The organism is Jannaschia sp. L-14R (assembly GCF_056857695.1).
Genome location: NZ_JBSXNP010000010.1, coordinates 490,349 through 513,568 on the forward strand (window position 1 = coordinate 490,349; position 23,220 = coordinate 513,568).

The 23,220-nt window shown below is 61.8% G+C and carries 21 protein-coding genes, 2 tRNA genes and 2 pseudogenes; 22 read left to right on the forward strand and 3 right to left on the reverse strand.

Annotated elements, in window-relative coordinates; all coding sequences use genetic code 11:
- Genes AC13C2_RS10745 through AC13C2_RS10760 form a run of 4 tightly spaced genes read left to right on the forward strand, consistent with a single transcriptional unit; the run spans position 1 to position 3,282 of the window.
- Positions 1-885 (forward strand): phytanoyl-CoA dioxygenase family protein, encoded by an 885-nt coding sequence (locus tag AC13C2_RS10745; protein WP_482886798.1) that lies wholly within the window; start codon positions 1-3, stop codon positions 883-885.
- 5 nt (positions 886-890) lie between these two features.
- Positions 891-1,772, forward strand: coding sequence for an NAD(P)-dependent oxidoreductase (locus tag AC13C2_RS10750; protein WP_482886799.1), 882 nt, complete (start codon positions 891-893; stop codon positions 1,770-1,772).
- Positions 1,773-1,778: 6 nt separating this feature from the next.
- Positions 1,779-2,690 carry a DMT family transporter gene (locus AC13C2_RS10755; protein WP_482886800.1) on the forward strand — a complete coding sequence of 304 codons (912 nt, stop codon included), beginning with the start codon at positions 1,779-1,781 and terminating at the stop codon, positions 2,688-2,690.
- Between the two features lies 1 nt (position 2,691).
- On the forward strand, positions 2,692-3,282 hold the full coding sequence (locus AC13C2_RS10760) for a LysE family translocator (RefSeq protein ID WP_482886801.1): 591 nt from the start codon (positions 2,692-2,694) through the stop codon (positions 3,280-3,282).
- Between the two features lie 4 nt (positions 3,283-3,286).
- On the opposite strand, the gene AC13C2_RS10765 is transcribed toward AC13C2_RS10760, so the two are convergent.
- Positions 3,287-3,360: transfer RNA gene (locus tag AC13C2_RS10765), tRNA-Cys, on the reverse strand.
- 171 nt (positions 3,361-3,531) lie between these two features.
- Here AC13C2_RS10765 and AC13C2_RS10770 point away from each other — a divergent pair.
- The 3 genes from AC13C2_RS10770 (at position 3,532) to AC13C2_RS10780 (ending at position 6,358) form a co-directional block, all read left to right on the forward strand.
- On the forward strand, positions 3,532-4,155 hold the full coding sequence (locus AC13C2_RS10770; RefSeq protein ID WP_245737549.1) for a protein-L-isoaspartate O-methyltransferase family protein: 624 nt from the start codon (positions 3,532-3,534) through the stop codon (positions 4,153-4,155).
- Entirely contained in the window at positions 4,155-5,555 is a 1,401-nt protein-coding gene (locus AC13C2_RS10775; RefSeq protein WP_482886802.1) for a TolC family outer membrane protein, read from the forward strand. The genes AC13C2_RS10770 and AC13C2_RS10775 overlap by 1 nt, the downstream gene beginning before the upstream one ends.
- 92 nt (positions 5,556-5,647) lie before the next feature.
- Positions 5,648-6,358, forward strand: coding sequence for a hypothetical protein (locus AC13C2_RS10780; protein ID WP_339640896.1), 711 nt, complete (start codon positions 5,648-5,650; stop codon positions 6,356-6,358).
- 81 nt (positions 6,359-6,439) lie between these two features.
- On the opposite strand, the gene AC13C2_RS10785 is transcribed toward AC13C2_RS10780, so the two are convergent.
- Positions 6,440-6,769, reverse strand: a complete 330-nt coding sequence (locus AC13C2_RS10785; protein WP_092761752.1) for a DUF6280 family protein — start codon at positions 6,767-6,769, stop codon at positions 6,440-6,442.
- A gap of 357 nt (positions 6,770-7,126) precedes the next feature.
- Between AC13C2_RS10785 and efp the strand changes: the two genes are divergently transcribed.
- On the forward strand, positions 7,127-7,690 hold the full coding sequence (gene efp, locus AC13C2_RS10790) for an elongation factor P (RefSeq protein WP_092761754.1): 564 nt from the start codon (positions 7,127-7,129) through the stop codon (positions 7,688-7,690).
- Positions 7,691-7,695: 5 nt separating this feature from the next.
- Here the strand turns inward: efp and AC13C2_RS10795 are convergent, their stop codons facing one another.
- Complete coding sequence (locus AC13C2_RS10795; RefSeq protein WP_482886803.1) at positions 7,696-8,286, reverse strand: TetR/AcrR family transcriptional regulator; 591 nt, start codon at positions 8,284-8,286, stop codon at positions 7,696-7,698.
- 77 nt (positions 8,287-8,363) lie between these two features.
- Here AC13C2_RS10795 and AC13C2_RS10800 point away from each other — a divergent pair, with 77 nt between their 5' ends.
- From AC13C2_RS10800 to AC13C2_RS10865, 14 genes and pseudogenes are all read left to right on the forward strand, one after another.
- Positions 8,364-8,663: a hypothetical protein gene (locus tag AC13C2_RS10800; protein WP_339640900.1), complete on the forward strand. Its 300-nt coding sequence runs from the start codon at positions 8,364-8,366 to the stop codon at positions 8,661-8,663.
- A 107-nt stretch (positions 8,664-8,770) separates the two neighbouring features.
- A complete protein-coding gene (locus AC13C2_RS10805; RefSeq protein ID WP_474521830.1) occupies positions 8,771-10,060 on the forward strand; it encodes a homoserine dehydrogenase in 1,290 nt (429 codons plus the stop codon).
- Positions 10,061-10,070: 10 nt separating this feature from the next.
- Positions 10,071-11,099, forward strand: coding sequence for an L-glyceraldehyde 3-phosphate reductase (gene mgrA, locus AC13C2_RS10810; protein ID WP_482886804.1), 1,029 nt, complete (start codon positions 10,071-10,073; stop codon positions 11,097-11,099).
- Positions 11,100-11,202: 103 nt separating this feature from the next.
- Complete coding sequence (glpX, locus tag AC13C2_RS10815; RefSeq protein WP_092761762.1) at positions 11,203-12,162, forward strand: class II fructose-bisphosphatase; 960 nt, start codon at positions 11,203-11,205, stop codon at positions 12,160-12,162.
- A 15-nt stretch (positions 12,163-12,177) separates the two neighbouring features.
- Positions 12,178-13,938, forward strand: coding sequence for a single-stranded-DNA-specific exonuclease RecJ (gene recJ / locus AC13C2_RS10820; RefSeq protein ID WP_482886805.1), 1,761 nt, complete (start codon positions 12,178-12,180; stop codon positions 13,936-13,938).
- Positions 13,939-14,037: 99 nt separating this feature from the next.
- A tRNA-Glu gene (locus AC13C2_RS10825) sits at positions 14,038-14,112 on the forward strand.
- A 180-nt stretch (positions 14,113-14,292) separates the two neighbouring features.
- A pseudogene (locus AC13C2_RS10830) lies at positions 14,293-14,417 on the forward strand (IS5/IS1182 family transposase); the annotation flags it as partial.
- Positions 14,418-14,642: 225 nt separating this feature from the next.
- Positions 14,643-15,737 (forward strand): ABC transporter ATP-binding protein, encoded by a 1,095-nt coding sequence (locus AC13C2_RS10835; RefSeq protein WP_092761766.1) that lies wholly within the window; start codon positions 14,643-14,645, stop codon positions 15,735-15,737.
- Positions 15,738-15,793: 56 nt separating this feature from the next.
- A complete protein-coding gene (locus tag AC13C2_RS10840; RefSeq protein ID WP_092761768.1) occupies positions 15,794-16,837 on the forward strand; it encodes an ABC transporter substrate-binding protein in 1,044 nt (347 codons plus the stop codon).
- Between the two features lie 52 nt (positions 16,838-16,889).
- Positions 16,890-18,131, forward strand: coding sequence for an ABC transporter permease (locus AC13C2_RS10845; RefSeq protein ID WP_092761770.1), 1,242 nt, complete (start codon positions 16,890-16,892; stop codon positions 18,129-18,131).
- Positions 18,132-18,134: 3 nt separating this feature from the next.
- Positions 18,135-18,983, forward strand: coding sequence for an ABC transporter permease (locus tag AC13C2_RS10850; RefSeq protein WP_482886806.1), 849 nt, complete (start codon positions 18,135-18,137; stop codon positions 18,981-18,983).
- A gap of 98 nt (positions 18,984-19,081) precedes the next feature.
- Positions 19,082-19,162, forward strand: a pseudogene (locus AC13C2_RS10855) (IS5/IS1182 family transposase); the annotation flags it as partial.
- A gap of 225 nt (positions 19,163-19,387) precedes the next feature.
- The gene (locus tag AC13C2_RS10860) at positions 19,388-20,359 is read left to right on the forward strand and encodes a LysR family transcriptional regulator (RefSeq protein WP_424337774.1); all 972 of its coding nucleotides are present in this window, start codon (positions 19,388-19,390) and stop codon (positions 20,357-20,359) included.
- 142 nt (positions 20,360-20,501) lie between these two features.
- Positions 20,502-22,937 carry a GcvT family protein gene (locus tag AC13C2_RS10865; RefSeq protein WP_482886807.1) on the forward strand — a complete coding sequence of 812 codons (2,436 nt, stop codon included), beginning with the start codon at positions 20,502-20,504 and terminating at the stop codon, positions 22,935-22,937.
- Positions 22,938-23,220 lie beyond the last annotated feature (283 nt).

A 23,220-nucleotide genomic window follows, 5' to 3' on the forward strand; every position in this document is an offset into this window, starting at 1 on the left:
ATGGAAGTCCTGACCCAAGACCAGAAAGCCGCCTATGACCGGGACGGATACCTTGTGCTGGAACGTCGGCTGACCACGGATCAGCTGTCCATTCTGCATGCCGAGATCGACCGCTACACCGCCAAGGCGCGGGGCCTGACCGAAGGCACAGAGGAACTGGACCTGGAGGACAGCCATACGCCGGACGCGCCCCGCCTGCGGCGGATCAAGCTGCCGCACAGGCATTCCGACGTATTCCGCGACCTGATGTTATCGGACACGATTCTGGCCCCGGCCCGCGACCTGATCGGCCCGGACCTGCGGTTGCACACAACCAAGCTGAACATGAAGGAGGCCGGATACGGCGCTGCCGTCGAATGGCATCAGGACTTCGCCTTCTACCCGCATACCAACGATGCCGTGCTGGCCGTTGGCGTCATTCTGGACGACATGGGGCCGGAAAACGGGCCGCTGATGGTCTTTCCCGGCAGCCACAGGGGCCCGATCAACGACCACCATGCGGGCGGATATTTCGTCGGTGCAATGGATCTGGAACGCGACGGATTCGACATGGCCGATGCGGTGCCGTTGATGGGACCGGCCGGTTCGATATCGCTGCATCACGGGCGGATCGTGCATGGATCGGCGCTGAACACATCGACCAGATCGCGGCGCATTCTGTTCTACGAAATGATGGCGGCGGACGCCTGGCCGATCATGGGGTCGATGACGAAGTTCTCGGACCTCGCGGATTATGACGCTCGGATGCTGTGTGGCACATCGCGGCAGCCCAGATTGGCCGACACACCCGTCCGCATCCCCCTGCCCGCTCCGCCTATCGGCAAAACGATCTACGAGATTCAAAAGGGATTGCAGACGCGATCCTTCGAGACAGCAAGGGACTGACTGACATGGCAAAAATCGGATTTATCGGGCTTGGCCTCATGGGCTCCGCAATGGTGCAGCGGCTTTTGGACCAGGGTCACGACCTGATTGTGCTGGGAAACCGAGACCGCACAGGCCTTGATGCGGCGACTTCTCGCGGCGCTCAGGAGGCCAGAACGGCCCGCGATGTGGCCGAAGAATCCGATATCGTGATGCTCTGCATGGGCACGTCGGATCACGTCGAAGGCCGGATGCGCGGCGACGACGGTGTGATCGCCGGGTTGACCAAGGGCGCGGTGGTTATCGATTTCGGCACATCGCTGCCCGGCTCAACCAAGACGCTGGGCGCGGAGGTCGCGGCGGCGGGCGGAACCTATCTGGATGCCCCCATCGGGCGGACCCCCAGCCACGGCCGCGACGGCAAACTGAACCTGATGTGTTCGGGCGACAAGGCAGCCTTCGACAAAGTGCGCCCGGTGCTGGACGATCTGGGCGAGAATGTCTTTCACCTGGGCGATCTGGGCAACGGACATACGATCAAGCTGATCAACAACTTCTTCGCCATGACCACCGCCAACGCAATGGCCGAAGCCTTTGCCATGGCCGATCGCGCCGGGGTAGCGCGCAAGGATGTCTACGACGTCATGGCGGCAGGCCCGTTACGGTCGGGAATGATGGATTTCATCAAGGCTTACGCAGTGGACGACAATGCTGAAATGCTGGCCTTTTCGGTGCGCAATGCGGCCAAGGACGTCGGATACTACAAGCAGATGGCGGACGATCTGGGTGCGGCCACAGTGATGTCGAACTGCGCCCGCGAAGCGCTGACCATGGCGGTCGAGCAGGGGCGCGGCGAAGACCTGGTGCCGCAGATGGTCGATTTCTACGTTGACCGGTTCAGGGGCTAGACCTGCGTGGCTTCGCCCGCCCCGGTCTCGCATCTGGCCCGCGCCCGGCAAGACGATCCGGGTCGTGGCATCGCATTGATGTTGCTGGCGTATGTTTTGTTCGCCTTCACCGACACTTCGGTCAAATGGCTGTCGCTGGCGAGTATCCCGGCGATGCAATTGGCATTCATGCGGTTCGGGGTGCATCTGGCCTTGTCGACTGGTCCGATGCTGGGGGCGGATCATTCCGGCTGGACCGCGCCGCGCGCACAGGCCCTGGCCATGCTGGCGCGTGGCGGGCTGTTGCTGATATCGACGACAACGAACTTCGTTGCACTCCGTTATCTGGATCTGACGGTGTCGGCGGCAATCATGTTCTCCTCCCCTATACTGGTATCGGCATTGTCGGTACCGCTTCTGGGTGAAAGGGTCGGGCCATGGCGGTGGGCTGCGATCCTGCTGGGGTTTGTGGGCGTGCTGATCGTGGTGCGCCCCTGGTCTGCGGAGTTTCACTGGGCCGTCATATTCAGCCTGATCTCGGCGACGTCGCTGGCGTTGTTCTCGATCCTGACCCGCAGGCTGGCGGGCGTTGCAGCGCCCCGAACGATGCAGCTGTATGCCGGACTGGTCGGCACGGTCGTCCTGCTGCCGGTCGCGATCTGGGTCTGGAGCAGCCCGACAACCCCGCTTGACTGGATACTGCTGTTCGCCATTGGCGGTTTTGCCTGGACCGGGCACCATTTTTTCAGTCAGGCGCACGGTTACGCCCCAGCCAGCGTATTGATGCCGTTCAGCTATTCCTTTCTGATCTACCTCGCGATCAGCGGATATATCGTCTTCGGCACGGTGCCCGACGTGATGACCATGTCGGGGGCAGCGGTCATCGCCGTTGCCGGATTGGTCATCTGGTGGCGCGAACGCGTGGCGCGGGGTGAATGACTTGCTGACCTTCGCCCTGGCCGTCTTCTTCCTGATCGTAACGCCTGGACCTGGCGTTCTGTCGACGGCCGGTGTCGGATCGGCTTTCGGCGCGCGCGCGGGCCTGCGCTACGTGACGGGCCTTTTTATCGGAACCAACCTCGTGTCGTTCGCAGTGATTTCGGGCGTTGCGGCGACGCTGCTGGCGTGGCCGCCGTTGCGTGTCATGCTGTTTCTGGCGTCAACAGGATATCTTCTGTATCTGGCGTTCCGCATCGCCACCGCCGGCTCGAAAATCGCCATCATCCCTGCAATACGCCAACCGGGCATCCGCGACGGCCTCGCCCTGCAAGCCATCAATCCCAAGGCATACGCGGTCAACACGGCGCTGTTTTCAGGTTTCGCTTTCCTGCCTGACTCGCCGCTGGTCGAGGTCACGGCAAAACTGCTGATAATGAACGCCATCTGGCTGCCGCTGCATTTCGCCTGGCTGGGTCTGGGGGTCTGGCTGCGACGTCTGGATCTGAGCGGCCCGGCCCAACGCGCCATCAACATTGCGATGGCAGCATCCATGCTGCTGGTCGTCGGTCTGGCCTTGCTGAGCCTGCGCTAGATCTTGGAGGCGAGTACCGGAATCGAACCGGTGTACACGGATTTGCAATCCGCTGCGTAACCACTCCGCCAACTCGCCGCAGGGTGCGCCTGCATTAGCGCTCCTGATCCCGGCCTGCAAGCGCCTGTGGCGAACCCAAAGGGGCTTTCACGTTGCAGCGAACTGGAAGACATGCTTTTTGGGCGTGAGACGAAATCATACCCGTGGGCTTAGATTATGATTGCCGCAACGCAGACACTCCGAACGATCATGGTTGATACGCAGGTTCGCCCGTCGGATGTGACCAAGTTTCCGATCATCTCCGCCATGCTCGACGTCGAACGCGAGGCCTTCGTTCCACAAGCTGCGCAGCCCGTCGCCTATATGGACGGCCCCGTGCAGCTGGCCGACGGGCGCGAGATGCCGGAAGCCCGCGTCTTTGCCAAGATGCTGGATGCGCTGGACATTCAGGCGTCCGATCAGGTTCTGATCATTGGCGGAGGCCTGGGTTATTCCGCCGCCGTTCTGGCCCGGATGGCCGAGTCGGTTGTCATGGTCGAAGAGGATGTCCAGCTTGCGACGGATGCCGAAGCCGCATTGGCCCAGGCCGAAGTCGACAACGCTGTCGTGCTCCAGGGCGCGCTGTCCGAAGGGGCCGCAAAACCCGGTCCTTTCGACGTCATTCTGATCGAAGGCGCAGTTCAGAAAATCCCCGACGCCATACTGGGGCAATTGGGCGAAGGCGGACGGATTGCTGCCATCTTCATGGACGGGGCCAATGGCGAAGTCCGCGTCGGACGCTTGGTGGACGGTCATCTGGGGTGGCGGTTCGCCTTTAATGCGGGGGGCCCGATCCTGCCTGGCTTCGCAGAAGCCGCGGAGTTCGTTCTGTGATGCTGCGACGCCCGGATCGGGCGTTTCGCGGGGCGGTAGCCACGGCGCTGGCGATTCTTCTGACGCTTCCTGCCGCTGCCGATACGTTGAGCGATGCCCTGATTGAAGCCTATCGCAACTCGCCCCTGCTGGAGCAGCAGCGCTACCTGTTGCGCGCCACCGACGAGGATGTTGCAATTGCCGTTTCGGCCCTTCGCCCGGTTGTGAATTTTCAGGCAAGTTACGGGAAAACTGCGACATTTTCTGATTTCGGTGGTCAACTGACGTCGACGAGCGGATCGTTGTCGCTGGTCCTTGAATATACGCTCGCCGATGGCGGGCAGCGGAACCTGCGGATCGGGGCGGCCAAGGAAGCTGTTCTGAGTGCGCGCTATGGTCTGATCCAGACAGAACAGGGCGTTTTGCTGGATGCCATCAATGCCTATCTGAACCTTCGACTGGCTGCGCGGATCGTCGACGTTCGTGAAAGCAACGTCGGCTTGATCACGCAGCAGTTGCGCGCAGCACAGGACCGGTTCGAGGTCGGTGAAGTGACACGGACTGACGTGGCCATCGCGCAATCGCGCCTCGCGGCATCGCAATCTCAGCTGGCTGCATCCCGGGGTCAGGTCGACGTTGCGCGGGAACAATATCGCCTGACGGTCGGGCGCCTGCCTGTCGGTGCCCTGCAATCCCCGCCGACGCCCCCGACCCTGCCCCCCTCGGTCGAGCGTGCGCAGGCTCTGGCGCTGCAGGTCCATCCTCTGATCGCCGCCGCTCAGTATGACATCACGGCCCTGACTCTCCTGGCGGACGCACGGGCAGCGGACCGTCGTCCGTCCGTCGGCCTTCAGGCCAGCGCCGGGCGGACACGTCTGAACACTGACAGTGTAAGCATAGGTGTGACAGGCAGTATCCCGATCTATACCGGTGGTCGCCTGCCCGCGCTGCAACGGCAGGCTATAGCACAGGCGCAAGCCTCGCGATCCAATCTGGGTCAGATCAGCCGCACGATCGTCGACGGGGTGGGTCAGGCATGGGCCGGACTAGAGGTCGCACGGGCGCAGATCACGGCAAGCCGGCAAGGCGTACGATCGGCGCAACTGGCCTTCGACGGCTTCCGCGAGGAGGCTCAACTGGGTGCGCGAACGACGCTGGATGTTCTGAACTCCGAGCAGGAACTCCTCGACGCCCGCACCTCGCTGATCACGGCAGAGACGGATGCGCAATTCGCCGTCTACAACGTGCTGGCCGCGATCGGTCTTTTGACGACCGAGCATCTGGGCCTGTCTGTCGAACGCTATGACCCGACGGATTATTACAACACAGTGTCCAACGCGCCGCGCGCGGTCCCGGGCGCGCGCCCATCGACACAAGGCAATCGACTGGATTCGGTGTTGCGGCGTTTCGGTCGCAACTGACGGCGCAATTAACACTTTAAGGCAGTTGTTCGTGGACGGCCCCCCTGCGGCGCGTGCTACGATTGCCGGACCAGCAGAACGGGACGAGGGCAATGGCACAGACACATGATATCGAAGACGTGTTGTCGTCCATTCGGCGACTGGTCGCGAATGAACCGGGCACTGCGCGAACACCGCCGCCCGATGGCCCGACCCTCGTCCTGGACGCCTCGCAACGTGTAACGGAACCCGAAGACCCGTTTCAGATGATCCGCACACTCGCACAGGAAGAACGGGACGGGCGAGACGCGGAACATCTGACGGACGCGCTGCCGGATGATGTGGCGGCGATCACCGGCGATCTGGTGAATTTGTCCGACGACGATGTCCAGACGCCCGACGCGGGTCGGACCGTGATCTGGGCCGACGACGAAACCCCGCCGGAAGCGGTGGACCCCATTGCATTTGTTCACACCAAATCCGCCGTCGAAGCGCAGGTCGAGGATGGTTCCGCAACAGTGGATCTGTCTGATGACTATGCCGAAGACACGGATTACGAGGCCGAAATGCCGACCGATGCGATCCCGGTCGAGCGGGACATGGACATCGCATCCCCCGAGACGGAGGCGAATACCGCCCCTGATCGGGACGCGCTGGCCGATCTGTCATCGGCGTTGAACGGGGACGATGCCCTGCGTGACCTGATTTCCGAGATCGTCCGGCAGGAATTATCCGGCGAACTGGGCGAGCGCATCACCCGCAACGTTCGCAAGCTGGTCCGTCGCGAAATACGACAGTTGCTGGCGTCCGAAGAATTCGACTGAATGTCGTCTCGTAACTAGCTGGCAAACAACAAAAAGACGTCGGATATATCCGACGCCCTTTCCAATTCCAGACAATGATTCTCAGGCGGCTTCGGCGGCTTCGGCCAGTTCGGCGGCCTGACGACGTTCGCTTTCTTCGCGCGAGAGGGCGACGGAAGTACGAACACCCCGGCTGACAAATTCCATCAGACCCGACACCACACGCTCGTTCGGGTCTATGCCAGCGCAGGACAGCACTTCGCGACCATCGCGGGAGCGGGCCCAGCGAGCAATCTGCTCCGGGCCGTTGCCGAATTTCTTGTCGTCGGAGATGGCGTCATCCAGCGCGGCCAGCACCACTGCGGCAAACAACTTGCGTGCCCGTTGTCCCTGTTCGAAATTGAACGCTGTCGCGTCGACAAAGTCAGTCATCCCGCTCTCTCCATATTGTTCTTGCATCTTCCCCGGTGCGTCGTCCTAGCACAGCAACTTGATTCGAGCTATGCGATATCAGAATACCTCGCATGCGAAATACTCATGGCAATCGCGGCCCGATACCAAGTTTTGGTCCTGCACAGGGTGTATTCGAACAATATATGGCCCTTGCCGTTAATCAATCAAGGTTTTGTCACTTTTCTGACGCATTCGACTGAGGCATCGGGATTCGCCCCTCTCGACATTTCGAAACTACCGTGTGACCGGCACTGCAGGCCCACGCCGTCGCTTGTCTGCACCCGCTCCGGCGGATAAGGACGCCGGTGACACAAGGTCCAACCGAAAGCGCGTCCCATGCCCAAGATCAACGGCAACGAAATCCGTCCCGGCAACATTCTCGAACATGACGGACACCTGTGGTCGGCGGTCAAGGTCGATCATGTAAAGCCCGGCAAGGGCGGCGCCTTCGCGCAGGTCGAGATGCGCAATTTGCGCAACGGGTCCAAGCTGAATGAACGGTTTCGCAGCGCCGACAAGGTGGAGCGGGTGCGGCTGGAGCAGAAGGACCAGCAGTTTCTGTACGAGACCGATGGTCGCCTCGTCTTCATGGATACCACGACCTACGATCAGGTCGAAATCGATGCCGATATTCTGGGCGAACGCCGCCCGTTCCTGCAGGATGGCATGATGGTGAAGGTCGAATACTACGACGATGAGCCGCTGTCCGCCGAAGTGCCGCAAAAAGTGACATGCAAGATCGTCGAGACCGAGCCTGTGGTCAAAGGTCAGACCGCCGCCAATAGCTTCAAGCCCGCGCTTCTGGACAATGGCGTTCGCGTCATGGTCCCGCCCTTCGTCGGCCAGGACGAGGACATCATCGTGAACACAGAGACGATGGAATATTCGGAACGCGCCTGAGGCGATCAGCCAACGCCGACCATGCCGCGCGCCATATTGGCATAGATTTCCTCGACGGCGGTGCGGTCCAAACGCCCGCCGTCGCGATACCATGTGTTCACGCCGGTCAGCATCGCGATCAACGCCATTGCGCCCAGCTTGACGTCACCGACCTTCATCCTGCCTGCCGCAACACCGTCGCGCAGGATCCCTTCGGGAACGGCTTCATACCTGCGACGCAGAGTTTCCACTGCGGCGAAAGATCCGGGCTCCAGCGACCGCAACTCCATATAGGCGATGAAAACGGCATCCGGGCGGTCCAGGTGAAATCGGATATGAAACCGCGCGAAGGCCTCCAACCGCGCGACCGTATCACCGCCGGGGTCCACCGCGTCCCATGCATCTAAAAGCTCCTCCAGGTGATCGCGCATCAGGCGGCTCAGCAAGCTCTGCTTGTCGGGCGTATAGTGATACAGCGCGCCAGCCCCGATCCCGACGTCGGCGGCGATCTGGCGCATAGACACGGCGGCATATCCGAACTTTGCGAACAATCGTTCCGCCGCCGCGCGCACGCGGGGTCCGGTCACGCCTGCATCTGATCCGCTGGGTCTGGCCATGCCAAGGAATAAACCGAACGGGTGTTCAATTCCAAGCCATCTTGTCGCTTCCACTCGACCGTCCTAGGGTCGCGGCGATGATACGCGCCCTGCCCCTGATGCTGCTGCTGGCGGCCTGCGACCCGAACCTGCCGCCCGTTGACGCCTCCATCTCGGCCAAGGCGCGGGCGCAGACCTTTCCGGTTCTCGTGCCGCTGGACGCGATTCTGGCCGAGGGCAGCCGCGCTTCGCGAGCCGCCGCGGCACAGTCTGAATTGCAGGGCCGCGCTGCCGCTCTGTCGCGTACCACGATTGCATCGCCCGGCACCGGAGATCTGGCCGCCCGCGGCAGGCGCCTGCGGGAACGGGCCGAGAGGTTGCGCGCAATTCCCCTCTGACCTCGGAGCCGATCCGGTCAGACCTCCTCCGGTCGCCGGACCGTTGCACCCCCTGCCCTCAGCCGCTACCCAAAGCGAATTCTACACATTTTCCCGGAGCAATGCGCATGACGATCCAACCCCTTCGCCTCGGCATAGCAGGGCTCGGCACCGTAGGCGTGGGCGTCGTACGGATCGTACAGGAACATGCAGCTTTGCTGACCGCACGCACAGGACGCGCTGTTTCGATCACCGCGGTATCGGCCCGGTCACGCAACAGGGATCGTGGCGTCGATCTGTCGGGATATGGCTGGGAAGACGACCCCGTGACGTTGGCTCGGCGCGAAGATGTGGACCTGTTTGTCGAATTGATGGGCGGATCGGATGGTCCGGCGAAAGCCGCGACCGAGGCGGCGCTGGCGGCAGGTAAACCGGTCGTCACGGCCAACAAGGCGATGCTGGCACTGCACGGTCAGGCGCTGGCTGAACTGGCCGAGGCGAATGACGCCGCCCTGCGGTTCGAAGCCGCGGTCGCAGGCGGCATTCCGGTCGTAAAGACGCTTGTCGAAGGACTGGCGGGCAATGCAATCACCCGCGTGTCGGGCGTGATGAACGGCACCTGCAATTATATCCTGACGCGCATGGAATCGTCCGGCCTTCCCTATGCCGACGTGTTCAAGGAAGCGGACGCCCTGGGCTATCTGGAAGCCGACCCGAACCTCGATGTCGGCGGTATCGACGCCGGGCACAAGCTGGCGATCCTGTCGGCCATTGCCTTCGGCACACAGGTCGATTTCGACGGCGTGCAGTTGCAGGGGATCGAACGGGTCAGCATCGACGACATCCACCGTGCCCGCGACATGGGTTATCGCATCAAGCTGCTGGGCGAGGCGAGGATCACCGCCGCCGGGGTCGAACAGTCGATGCGACCGACACTGGTGCCCGCCGATAGTCCATTAGGTCAGTTGGAGGGCGGTACAAACATGGTCGTCATCGAAGGCGACGCCGTGGGGCAGATTGTCCTGCGTGGCGCGGGCGCGGGCGAGGGCCCAACGGCAAGCGCGGTGATGGGCGACGTCTGCGACATTGCGCGTGGATTCACCCTGCCCCCTTTCGGGCAGCCCGCCGCCACGCTGACCAAGCCCGTCCGTGCCAATGCCGCAACCGAATGTGCGCATTACCTGCGCATGTCGCTGCGGGACGAGCCCGGAGCACTCGCCCGTGTTGCGACAGTGTTGGGCCAATCCGGCATTTCCATCGACCGGATGCGCCAATACGATCATCCCGGCGACGACGCCCCTGTCCTGATCGTCACGCATCCCTGCGCGCCGTCGGACCTGAGTGCGGCGTTGCAAGGCGTCGTGGCCACGGGCGTCGTGAATGGCGACCCCATCGCCCTGCAAATCCAGACCCCCTGAGGTATCCGACATGACTTATACACCCTCCGACACACGTTACGATACGATGTCCTATCGCCGCTGCGGCAAGTCCGGGCTGAAGCTGCCTGCCGTATCGCTGGGCCTGTGGCACAACTTCGGCGACGACACACCGCATCAGGTCAAGCGCGACATCTGCCGTACGGCCTTCGACCAGGGCATCACGCACTTCGATCTTGCAAATAACTACGGCCCGATGCCCGGCAGCGCGGAACTGGCCTTCGGTCAGATCCTACGGGAAGATTTCACGGGCTATCGGGACGAGTTGATTATTTCCTCCAAGGCCGGATACCTGATGTGGCCTGGCCCCTATGGACAGTGGGGTAGCCGCAAGTACCTGATTGCCTCCTGCGACCAATCGCTGAAGCGGCTGGGCTTGGATTACGTCGATATTTTCTATTCGCATCGTTTCGATCCCGACACTCCGCTGGAAGAAACCATGGGCGCACTGGATCACATCGTCCGCTCGGGCCGTGCGCTTTATGCCGGGATCAGCAGTTATAACTCAGAGCGCACGCGCGAGGCGGCAGCGATCCTGCGCGACCTCGGCACACCCTGCCTGATTCACCAGCCCAGCTATAACATGTTGAACCGCTGGGTCGAACGCGACGGGTTGCTTGAGACGCTGGACGAGGAAGGCATCGGTTCTATTGCCTTCACGCCGCTGGCGCAGGGCCTGCTGACGCGCAAGTACCTGTCCGGCGTCCCCGAAGGCAGCCGTGCGACACAAGGCAAATCGCTGAACCCCGATGCCGTTACACCCGAAATGGTGAAGGCGCTGAACGGTCTGAACGACATCGCGCAATCACGCGGTCAGACCCTGGCGCAAATGGCCATCGCCTGGGTGCTGCGCGGTGGCGTGACGACGGCCCTGATTGGCGCGTCAAAGCCGGAGCAGGTGGTCGACTGCGCAGGTGCCGTGGACAATCTGGCGTTCACCGACGACGAACTCTCGCGCATCGATGAGCTGTCAGGCGAAAAGGGGCTGAACCTCTGGGCCGCGTCTTCCGAGGGTGTCTGACGCGCGTTTCCGCATGTTAGCGCCCACAGTCCGGTCCGCCTGCCTTGCCCCGGTGAACAAGGCGACCTAAGCCGGTCGCGACATCAAATTCAGGATATTTCCCATGGCCCAGCCCGATTTCAACGACCGGATGCTCTCCCTCGGGCTTGCCCGTGTGTCCGAGGCGGCAGCTCTTGCTTCGGCGCGCCTGATCGGGCGCGGCGATGAAAAGGCCGCCGATCAGGCCGCCGTCAATGCCATGCGCGATCAGCTGAACCTGCTTGATATCGCTGGCACCGTCGTCATCGGCGAAGGTGAGCGGGATGAAGCACCCATGCTCTATATCGGGGAAGAGGTTGGTACCGGCAAAGGGCCCGAAGTGGATATCGCCCTGGATCCGTTGGAAGGCACCACGCTGACCGCCAAGGACATGCCCAACGCCCTGACAGTCATTGCGATGGGCCCACGTGGTTCGATGCTGCATGCACCCGACGTTTATATGGACAAGCTGGCGATCGGTCCAGGTTACCGCACCGGTGTCGTCACGATGGATATGTCACCTGCCGAACGCGTCAATGCGCTGGCCGCCGCCAAGGGCTGTTCGACCGAGGATATCACCGTCTGCGTTCTGGAACGCCCCCGGCATGAAGATATGATCGCGGAACTGCGTTCGACCGGTTGCGCCATCAGTCTGATCACCGATGGCGACGTTGCTGGCATCATCCACTGCGCCGAAGCCGACAAGACCGGCATCGACATGTACATGGGATCAGGGGGAGCACCCGAGGGCGTGCTGGCGGCAGCCGCCCTGAAATGCATGGGCGGACAGATGTTCGGCCGCCTAACCTTCCGCAACGACGACGAACGGGCGCGCGCGGCGAAGGCTGGCATCACCAACCTCGACCGGGTCTATACACGCGACGACCTGGTGACCAAGGACGTCATCTTCGCCGCGACCGGGGTCACCGACGGGTCGATCGTCGCAGGCATCAAGCGGGAGGTTGGGTATCTTACCGCCGAGACGATCCTGATGCGGTCCAAAACCGGCTCGGTCCGGCGCATGATCTATCGGAACCCGGTCTGACCGGCCAGTTCTGACGTGGGCTGGCTTGGCGTCACCTCCTCTGCCACAGGCCGTCGCTGGGTCGGCCTGACGCCCGAACAGGAGCGTTTTGCCGAAGCTATAGCCCAGACCGGCCAGCCCCTCGCCCTGTCACGCCATCTTGCGCGGCGCAGTGTACCGCCCGATGAGGTCGCCAGCTTTCTTGAACCACGGCTGCGCAACCTGCTGCCCGATCCTTTGACACTCCGCGATATGGGAACCGCTGCCGATCGCATACTGGTTGCAGTTGAAAATCGTCAGCGGATCGCGATTTTCGCCGACTACGATGTAGACGGTGGGACATCTGCGGCCCTTCTGGTCTGGTGGTTACGCGGTCTGGGGCGGGTGGCCACAACCTATGTCCCAGACCGCATCGACGAAGGATATGGCCCCAACGCACCCGCTATCGCCGCCTTGGCCCGCAACCACGATCTGATCATATGCGTCGATTGCGGCACCCTGTCCCACGAGGCGCTGGCCGCCGCCGACGGCCTGGCCGACGTCATCGTCCTGGACCACCATCTGGGCGGCGAGACCCTGCCCCCCGCAGTGGCCGTGGTGAACCCGAACCGGCAGGACGAGGATGGCACGCTTGCCCATCTCTGTGCTGCCGCCGTCGTTTTTCTGTGTCTGGTCGAGGCGAACCGACGCCTGAAAGCCGACGGCACGACCGGGCCGGACCTGATGGCTATGCTCGATCTCGTGGGCCTTGCCACCGTGGCCGATGTCGCGCCTCTGGTCGGGGTGAATCGCGCCTTGGTGCAGCAGGGACTGAAGGTGCTGCGCGACCGCCGTCGACCCGGCCTGCGCGCCTTGGCCGACGTCGCCCGCATGGACGGCCCGCCGACGTCCTACCACCTTGGCTATCTGCTGGGGCCGCGTATCAACGCGGGCGGGCGTGTCGGCGCGTCGGATCTGGGCGCGCGCCTTCTGTCGACCGACGACGACGCCGAAGCGGCAGCTCTGGCCGAACGGCTGGACGCATTGAATGGCGAACGCCGCGCGATCGAAGCGCGTGTAACCGAGATCGCGCTGGAACAGGCAATGGACAGACTGGCCGACGGCGGCGCGCTGGCCTGGGCCTCTGGCGACGGCTGGCACCCTGGCGTTGTGGGTATTGTGGCGTCTCGTCTGAAGGAGGCAAGCAACCGTCCCTCTGTCGTGATCGGCATCCGCGAGGACGGCTTCGGTCAAGGTTCGGCCCGGTCCATCGCGGGCGTCGACATTGGTGCGGCCGTGCAGCGACTGGCCGCCGAGGGCCTGCTGGTGAAAGGCGGGGGCCACCGGATGGCGGCCGGGTTGACGGTGGCTGGCGACAAGATCGACGCAGCGATGGCCCGCCTGTCGGACCTGCTGGCGCGTCAGGGGGCCGACCGCACCGGCCCCCGTGACCTGATTATCGACGCGACCCTGATGCCCGCTGCGGCGACCCGCGATCTGATCGCGAAACTGGAACAGGCCGGGCCATTCGGCCAGGGCGCATCGGCGCCACGTTTCGCCTTCCCGGATCTGCGCGTGGCCCACGCCCGACCTGTGGGTGACGGGCATCTGAAGGTTACCTTCACAGGTGGCGGACCGGGCCGTCTGGACGCCATCGCCTTCCGTGCCAGTGCCAGTGGAATCGCCGCCGCAATCGACCGCGCCGCCGGTGCGCCGCTTCATGTCGCCGGTCGATTGGAAATGAACCGTTGGCAGGGCCGCGAAGATGTGCAGCTGAAGCTGGAGGATGTAGTGCTGGTCGCGGAAACAGAGCGCTGAAGACAACCGGATCACGACGGGAAATTCCGTCGACCAGACTGCCAAAAACCGCTTGCAGGCTCAGGACCCCTCGCCTAAGAACCCCTCACGCCAGAGAATGGCCCGTTCGTCTATCGGTTAGGACGCCAGGTTTTCAACCTGGAAAGAGGGGTTCGATTCCCCTACGGGCTGCCACTTATTCTTACAGGTAATTGATTTTACTTCGGATCGGCGTTTTTTCCCAACCTTGACTGTGGACGCTTCATGTCGTGAATTCATGCGCGTGCATGAACAATTATGACCAGAGCCTCGTCCGCAGAAAGCGCGGACCGTCCCGGCCCAGCCATAGCGCAGCGTCGCGTCGCGTCGCGTTAACGCGGCGTACGGCTCATCTGGTTGGACAATGGAAGGACGTGGCACGCACCGCATGAAGGCCGCCCGACCTCCGCCAGTCCTCTCGGATACTGTCCCTTCAGGTCCGCCTATCGCTCAAAGTGCTATCCTGTACTTTCTTGTGGCAGATCGCTTCGACTGGAAGGCTGCACCACAGAACAGGTTGGCGTGATGATGTCTCCTTGCCGAGCCCGCCTCATACAAGCAATTGAAATAAAAAATTATTTAAAAAATCTCTTTGATATCAGGTCGTGACTGCGGTGGCTTGTTGTTGTCAGGTCGCACGACACCTGTTTAAGTCGATGCAGTCACTGGGGGGTGCTCGCAAAGATATGAAAGACACTGGACCGGAAACCTTCCTGCGTTTCGACAACGTCAAGAAAAGCTATGACCAGAAAAACCTCGTGGTTAAGGGCTTTGACATGGACGTACGAGATGGTGAGTTTATCACGCTTCTCGGGCCGTCGGGGTCAGGCAAAACCACCGTATTGATGATGCTTGCCGGGTTCGAAAGCGTCACTTCGGGCGATATCGCCATTGCCGGCAAGTCGATCAACAAGACAGCGCCGAACAAGCGCAACATCGGCATGGTCTTTCAGAACTATGCCTTGTTTCCACATATGACAGTGGCCGAAAACCTGGCCTATCCGCTGAAGGTGCGCAAATTGCCCAAGGCCCAGGTTAGGGACAGGGTGGCGGAATACCTCGATCTGGTTGAGTTGTCGGAGTTCGGAGACCGGCGTCCGGGGCAACTGTCGGGGGGGCAACGGCAGCGCGTGGCCCTGGCGCGGGCGATGATATTCGAGCCGACTTTGATCCTGATGGACGAACCGCTTGGCGCGCTGGACAAGAACCTGCGTGAACAGATGCAGTTCGAGATTACCCGTCTGCACAAACAAATGGGATTCACTGTAATCTACGTGACCCACGATCAGACCGAGGCTCTGTCGATGTCCAGTCGGATCGCTGTCTTCAACGATGGGATTGTACAACAATGCGCCCCACCGGCCGAGCTTTACGAGCATCCGGCGAACGCTTTTGTTGCGGAATTTATCGGTGAGAACAATTTTATCCCCGGCACGGTCATTACGCGCGATGCAACGAGCGCGAAGGTCCAGACTGACGGCGGCACGATTGTCGCGCAGGCAGCGGAAGGCTTGACCGAGGGCAGCGCATGCCGGGTGTCGATCCGGCCTGAAAAGCTGTTCATCCCGCCCACAAACCACGACTATGACAACGCCCTGACTGTACGGTTCAATACCCGCATCTACGTCGGCGATTTCATACGTTATTACTTCAAGCTGACTGACGGCACAGATATTATCGTCAAGGTTTTGAATGACTTATCCGCGCCAGATTTCGACAATGGCGCAGAGGCCCAGCTGCTTTGGCTGGCATCCGATTGCATCGCCTTCCCTGCCGGGTAGGTGACACAGGACAAACCGGGGTCCTGCAAAACGCCCGGACTGACAAGGAGAAACCGATGAAAAAACATCTGACGTTACTTGCCACCTTGGCGCTGACTGCCAGCCCCGTCGTGGCACAGGATCTGACAGTGACCTCCTTCGGCGGGGCCTATGGCGCCGCACAGAAGGAGCATATGATCGATCCTTTCGTGGCCGAGACCGGCACGAATATCCTGTTTGAAGATTATGGCGGCGGCATCGCCGAGATGAAGGCGCAGGTCGAAGCCGGCAATATCCAATGGGACGTCGTTGATATCGAGGTGATCGACCTCGAACGTGCGTGCGCCGAGGGATATCTCGAGGTCATCGATCAAAGCACCCTGCCCGACGGTGACGACGGCACCCCTGCGGCGGACGATTTCATTGAAGACGCTTTGGCCAATGAATGCGGCGTCGGTAATATCGTCTGGTCGGTCGTCTTTGCGGTGAACACCGAAAACGGTCCCGGTCCGCAAACCATTGCAGAGTTCTTTGACACCGAAGCCTTCCCCGGCAAGCGAGGCCTGCGCAAGCGTCCGCAGGTCAACATGGAATGGGCCCTGATCGCCGATGGCGTCGCTCGCGAAGATGTCTATGATCTGCTGTCGACCGAAGAAGGGCAGGCTCGGGCCTTCGAAAAGCTGGATACGATCAAGGAAGACATCGTCTGGTACGATAGCTGGTCGCAGGCTCCCGTTCTGCTGAACGATGGCGGTGCGCAGATGGTGCAATCCGCCAACGGTCGCATCTTCGCGGCCATTCAGGACGACGGCGCGCCGTTCAGCATCGTCTGGGACAGCCACGTCTACGACCTTGACGTCTGGGCGATCATGAAGGGCACACCCAACAAGGACAAGGCGATGGAGTTCATCCAGTTCGCCACCCGGACTGTGCCGCTGTCGGGGATGCAGGATGTTGCCTATGGCCCCACACGTCGCTCGGCCCAGGCGCTCCTGCCCGAAAGCGTAAAGCAGGATTTGCCGACGGCCCACCTTGAGGAAGGTCTGAAAGCCGACGGTATCTTCTGGGCCGACTTCGGCGAAAGCCTTGGCGAGAAGTTCAACGAATGGCTGCTGCAATGAGCCGCTGCCCCCTGCGCCGTCCTGAGGTGCGGGGGGCGTCAGAAATTATATCATGACCACAGCACCACACCGATTGGATCCCGCCGACGCCCGCAATGCGGCGCGCGAAGTGCGCAAGCGCAGGCTACAGGCGTTCCTGTTCGTGGTGCCTTTGCTGATTTTTATCGTCTTTGCCTTTGTAGCCCCGATCACGACGATGCTGTTCCGCAGTGTGCACAATCCGACCGTCGCAAATCTCGTGCCCGACACATTGGCCGCACTTGACGACTGGTCTGGCGAAACCACACCGGACGAGACTGTTCTGATCCAGTTCGCGTCAGACATGAAACGGATGGCGAACGATCGCACGTCCGGTCAGCTTGCAGATGAAATCAACCGGGCGCTGCCTGGTATGTCGAGCGTCGTCAAATCCACAGCGCGAAGTCTGCGCCGGGTGGAGGATACCGAGATCGCCGCAAACGGTGCATCCCTTCTGCTGGAGGCCAACGACCGCTGGGCAGATCCGGCCACATGGCATGCCTTGAGATCCGCAGGGCAGGTCTATTCCTCAAGCTATTACCTGACATCTGTCGACCTTGAACGAAAGGCTGACGGCAGCATCGCCCAACGCGATACGCAGATTTACGTGAAACTCTATATCAAGACTTTGCGTATGGCCCTCATCATCACGGTCCTGACAATTGTGCTGGGCTATCCGCTTGCCTTCTTCATGGCGCAGGCGTCGGACGGGCTGGCTAATTTCCTGATGGTCTTTGTACTTCTTCCATTCTGGACCTCGCTATTGGTACGGACCACGGCATGGATCGCACTGCTGCAAACAAACGGCGTCGTGAACTCCACATTGATGGCTATAGGGGTCATCGATCAACCGCTCGAATTACTTTACACCGAATTTTCGACCATCATTGCAATGACGCATATCCTTCTGCCGTTCATGGTCCTCCCGCTTTATGCGGTCATGCGCGGGATTGATCAGAGTTTCATGCGGGCTGCCATTTCGATGGGAAGCCGACCGCTTGGAGCCTGGTATCGGATCTTTCTGCCCATGAGCCTGCCAGGCTTATCGGCAGGGGCGCTTTTGGTGTTCATCATATCGGTGGGCTACTACATCACGCCTGCTTTGGTTGGCGGGACCGACGGGCAGATGATTTCCAACATTATTGCATTCCATATGCAGCAATCCAACAATTGGGAGCTGGCCGCCGCACTGGGGTCGCTCCTGCTGGTGCTCATCTTGTTGCTCTACTGGTTGTTTGATCGCCTTGTCGGTGCCGATAACATCAAACTGGGATAGATAATGAAACGGTTTCCCGAATATTACTCTTTCTGGCATTATTCAGGCCACTACGCGTTGCGGGTGGTCGCGTTTCTGGTGCTGGTCTTCCTGATGCTGCCGATCCTCGTGATCATGCCACTGTCTTTCAACTCCGAGCCATTCTTCACCTTCACCGAAGGCATGTTGTCGCTGGACCCCGATGCCTATTCGCTGCGCTGGTATCAGGAGATCCTGGACGATCAGAAATGGCAGTTGGCGATCCGGAACAGCTTTGCGGTCGGGATCGCGGCGGCGTTGATCGCCACGACCCTTGGAACACTGGCCGCAGTCGGCTTGTCCTCGCCCTGGATGCCATACAAGCGCTTGATCACAGCGCTTTTGCTGTCCCCTATGATCGTGCCTCTGATCATCATCGCAGCGGGCATGTTCTTTTTCTATACCAGGTTCAATCTGGTCGGCACCTTTACGGGCTTGATCATCGCCCATGCCGCCCTGGGGGTCCCTTTTGTCATCATCACTGTCACGGCCACGCTGAGCGGGTTTGACAGGTCCCTGTTCAGTGCGGGCCTGAGCCTTGGTGCACAACCGGTCAAGGTATTCTGGGACATCGTCATCCCGTTGATCCGGCCCGGCGTCATCGCGGGCGGACTGTTTGCCTTTGTGACGTCATTCGATGAGGTCGTACTGGTGCTGTTTCTGGCAGGACCAGAACAGCGCACAATTCCAAGGCAGATGTTTTCGGGACTGCGCGAACAGATCAATCCGACAATTCTTGCCGTGGCGACCCTGCTTGTCGTCCTGTCCGCTACATTGCTTTTCACGCTTGAGGCCCTGCGCAGGCGATCGACGCGTCTGAGCGGGTCAGCCTGACCTTCAGGCCCATCCATTTCGGATTTTGAGTCTAGGGTCAGAACCCATTGATACTGGTTCGAACTTCTGACTCACTGCTCCGAAAAAGGAGTGGTGACATGAGTGATCTCTATTGGCTTACCGACGCGCAGATGGAGCGGCTTGAGACCTTCTTTCCGAAGTCACACGGCAAGGAGCGGCATCAAACCGCGACAGGTCCAGATCCCCTTCTTGCGAGATGCGACGATCTTGTCGTGGATGCGCTCGCAGGTGCCCGAGATTTGAACCGGCCTCTTCCACATGACGCGATCAGATAGAGTGTGGCGGTTCGGGCTCGAGGTTTCCTCTATCGCCGACGGCATCGATTGACAGCTCCCGATTGCGCCGCGATGGTTCCGATATTGATGGAACCATGGATCGTCGCCATGCCGCTCCCCCGAACTCCCCTGCAAGCGCTGGAGGCCTTCGAGAAAGTCGCCCTGTCAGGGTCGATGCGACAGGCGGCGCTTGAAATGAAGCTGTCGATATCCTCGGTATCGCATCACGTCGCGCGGCTGGAGGAGCAGCTCGGCACGGCTCTGCTCGATCGCTCTTCGCGGCCGCTCGTCCTAACCCGCGAAGGCCGGGAAGTCCTCCATCACCTGTCCCAGGGCCTGGACCATCTTCGGCGGGCGACGAGTGCCACGGCCATCGGTGGATTGCTGGGCGCGCGCGCCCTTCGCATCGGCATTATCGAGGATTTCGAGGCCCGCGTGACCCCCGGACTGGCCACGGCGCTCGCGGGCCAAATGCCGAACGCGAAGCTCTCGATCCGCAGCATCCTGAGCCATGAGGTGCCTGGCCTTCTGAACCAAGACGAACTGGACGTTGCCATCGCATCCGAACCGGAGAGCCGGGCCGAGAGTCTTATCTGCGATCCGCTGCTGCGCGATCCGTTCGTTCTGGTTATGCAAAAGAACGCCGGTTTCGATCCGGTCGCCCTGCTCGATGGCAGCGATGCGCTACCGTTCCTGCGGTTCAATCGCGAACACCTGATCGGGATGCAGGTCGAGGCCCATCTCGCCCGCAACCGGATCACGTTGCCCGACCGCTATGCCTTCGACAGCGTGCAGTCGATCCTGGCGATCGTCGCGGACGGGAACGGTTGGTCCATCATCACACCCCTCGGATTCGCGCGCGCGCAGCGCTTCGCCGAGCGCGTTGCCCTGCATCCGCTTCCGCTCCCCGTCTTCGCGCGGCGGATCTCGCTGATGTCGCGGAGCGATTCCGATCGGCCCGTCGCACATGCGATCGCCGCACTTCTACGCAGCATCGTCGCCCAGAGCGAGGTCGGCCCCATCATCGCCGCGTATCCCTGGCTCGCTGGCGTGTTCGCAACACTCGACCCGTCGGACTGAGACAGCACCGCTCAGGCAGGCAGTCGGTCTCGGAACAGAGTTCGCATCATTTCGAAACTGTCCTTTGGGACTTGCCTCGATTGGATTCCGGTCCTTGATGGTTCAGAGACGGGGTCGCGGCCAATCGAGGAGCAAGGTACGGATGCGGGATCAAGCTAGGGTTGTGGTCATCGGCGGCGGGATCGCGGGGTGTTCGACGCTCTACCACCTCACTCAGGAAGGCTGGACGGACGTCATGCTGATCGAGCGCGACGAGCTGACCTCCGGGACAACCTGGCACTCGGCGGCGCAGGTCACGAACTTTGGCATGACGCAGACGATGGTGGGGCTGAAGAGTCATTCCATCGCACTCTACAAGGAGTTGCGCGACGATCCGGATTACCCCGTCGGCTATAATCACGGCGATGGCGGTATCCGGCTTGCAAACACGCAGGCGCAGATGGACGGTTATCGGCATTTCGCGTCGATGGCCGCCGGGATGGGTGTGGAACTCGAGGTCATCGACGCCATCGAGTGCGGTCGCCGCCACCCGCTGATCTCGACCGACAACCTGCTGGGCGGCCTCTGGGATCCGACCGACGGCCATATCGACCCGGCGCAACTCTGCCAGGCACTGGCCCGTCGCGCGCGTCTGGCCGGTGCCGAGGTCAACCGCCATACGCCCGTCACCGGCCTGACGCAGCATCCCGACCACAGCTGGACAGTCCATACCGCCAAGGGCGATGTCCGGGCGGAAATCGTGGTGAACGCCGGCGGCTATCGCTGCAACGAGATTGGCGCGATGATGGGCGTGAGCCACCCGGTCGCCTCGATGGAGCACCAGTACTTCCTGACCGAGGACATCCCGGCCATCACCGACGCCCGCCATCGGATGCCGCTGCTGCGCTGCCCGATCAGCGACTATTATTGCCGCCAAGAGAAGAGCGGCCTGCTCATCGGCTTCTACGAGCAGGAGTGCCGGACCTGGGGCATGGACGGGATCGACCCGCATTTCTCGAACGCGCTCTGCCCCGACGACCTCGACCGTGTGACCGACGTGTTGGAAGGTGCCTTCGCGCGGATGCCCGCGCTAATGGAGACGGGGATCCGCGAGGTGGTCAACGGCCCGATCACCTACACGATCGACGGCGCGCCGCTGGTCGGGCCGATCCCCGGCAAGCGCAACGCGTTCTGCATCGTCGGCCTTCGTGCCGGATTGGGCGAGGGCGGCGGTCACGGCTGGCTCCTCGCGCAGCAGATCGTTCACGGCGAGGCGGAGTACGACACCTGGGTCATCGACCCACGCCGTTTCACCGGCCACGCAACGGTTGAACTGACGGCGCTGAAGGCGGTCGAGGATTACCAGAACGAATTCCGTTTCCACCTGCCCCACGAGCACCGCCCGGCGGGGCGTCCCATGAAGACGACGCCCCTGACGACCTTTCTGGCATCCGAGGGGGCGGAATTCGGCACTGTCAACGGGTGGGAACGCATCGACTACATCAAGCCATCGCCGGATTTCGAAGAAACGTTGAGCTTCCGGTTCAACGAGGTCCATGCCGTCGTCGCCGAAGAGGTGAACGCCGTCGCGACCGGCGTCGGTCTCACCGAAGTGTCCGGCTTCAACCGGTTCGAGCTGACCGGTGCCGACACCCACGCCTTTCTCGACCGGATGGTCTGCGGCGCGGTCCCGCGCAAGCCGGGCCGCGTCGGGCTGGGCTATCTGCTGAACCACCACGGCCTGCTGAAGGCCGAGGCGACGCTGGCCAACATCCCCGCGTCCGACCGCGAGCCGGACCGGGTCTGGTACGGCTCGGCTGCGGCGTCGGAATATCACGACATGGACTGGCTGGTCTCGCACCTGCGTCCGGACGACGACGTCCGCATACGCTCCCTGACCAACGCTCAGACGATCCTTGTACTGGCCGGGCCGCGGGCGCGGGACGTCCTTTCCGCGGCTGCGCGCGGAGACTGGACGCGGGAGGCGTTTCCGTGGCTGTCCATACGGGAAGCATATGTCGGCATCGCTCCGGCGACGGTCCTCGGCGTCAGCTTCTCGGGCGAACTCGCCTACGAGATCCATGTGCCCAACGAAAGCCTGCACGCGGCCTTTGCCGCGCTGCGCCGCGCCGGCGAGCCGCACGGCCTGCGCCTTTTCGGGTCGCGCGCCATCGAATCGATGCGCCTTGAGAAGGGGTTTCTGCACTGGAAGGCCGATATCCTGACGGAGTTCGACCCGTTCGAAACGGGGCTGGACCGGTTTGTCCGGCTCCAGAAGCCCGATTTCGTCGGCAAACCGGCCTTGCTCGCTCGCTCCGAGACCGGACCACGGCGGAAGCTCGTCACGCTCGTCGTCGATACCAACGACGCCCCGGCACATGCAGGAACGTCGGTCCGGGCGGGCGCGGACATCGTCGGCACGGTGACATCCGGGGACTGGGGCCACCGGACCGGGCTCAACCTCGCCTACGCTTTCGTCGAGCCGACCCTGGCCGCGACCGGCACATCCCTTGCCGTCGACATCCTCGGTCGAAGCGTGGCCGCAACGGTCATCGACTCCGGCCCCTACGATCCCTCCTTCGCGCGGATGCGATCGTGAGCCGTAGCGGTGTCGTGCCGCCGACCTCAGATTGACGATATGCGTCGCGGTCGTCTTCACCCCTCGTTAGATGGGCAAAGACGGTGCGGAAAATTGGCCCTGCAGCGGGCCAGTTCAGGGCGCGCGGAACGGAACCGACGTTCCATTCAAACGGAAGCGAAGACAATACGTATCTTCATGCGCTTCAATACGGCATCGAAGATAAGGTCATGACGGCCTTCAAGATTTATCAGATGGTCAGCACCATCGACCTTTTCGTGTAGAATCCATTCGACCCCGGAAA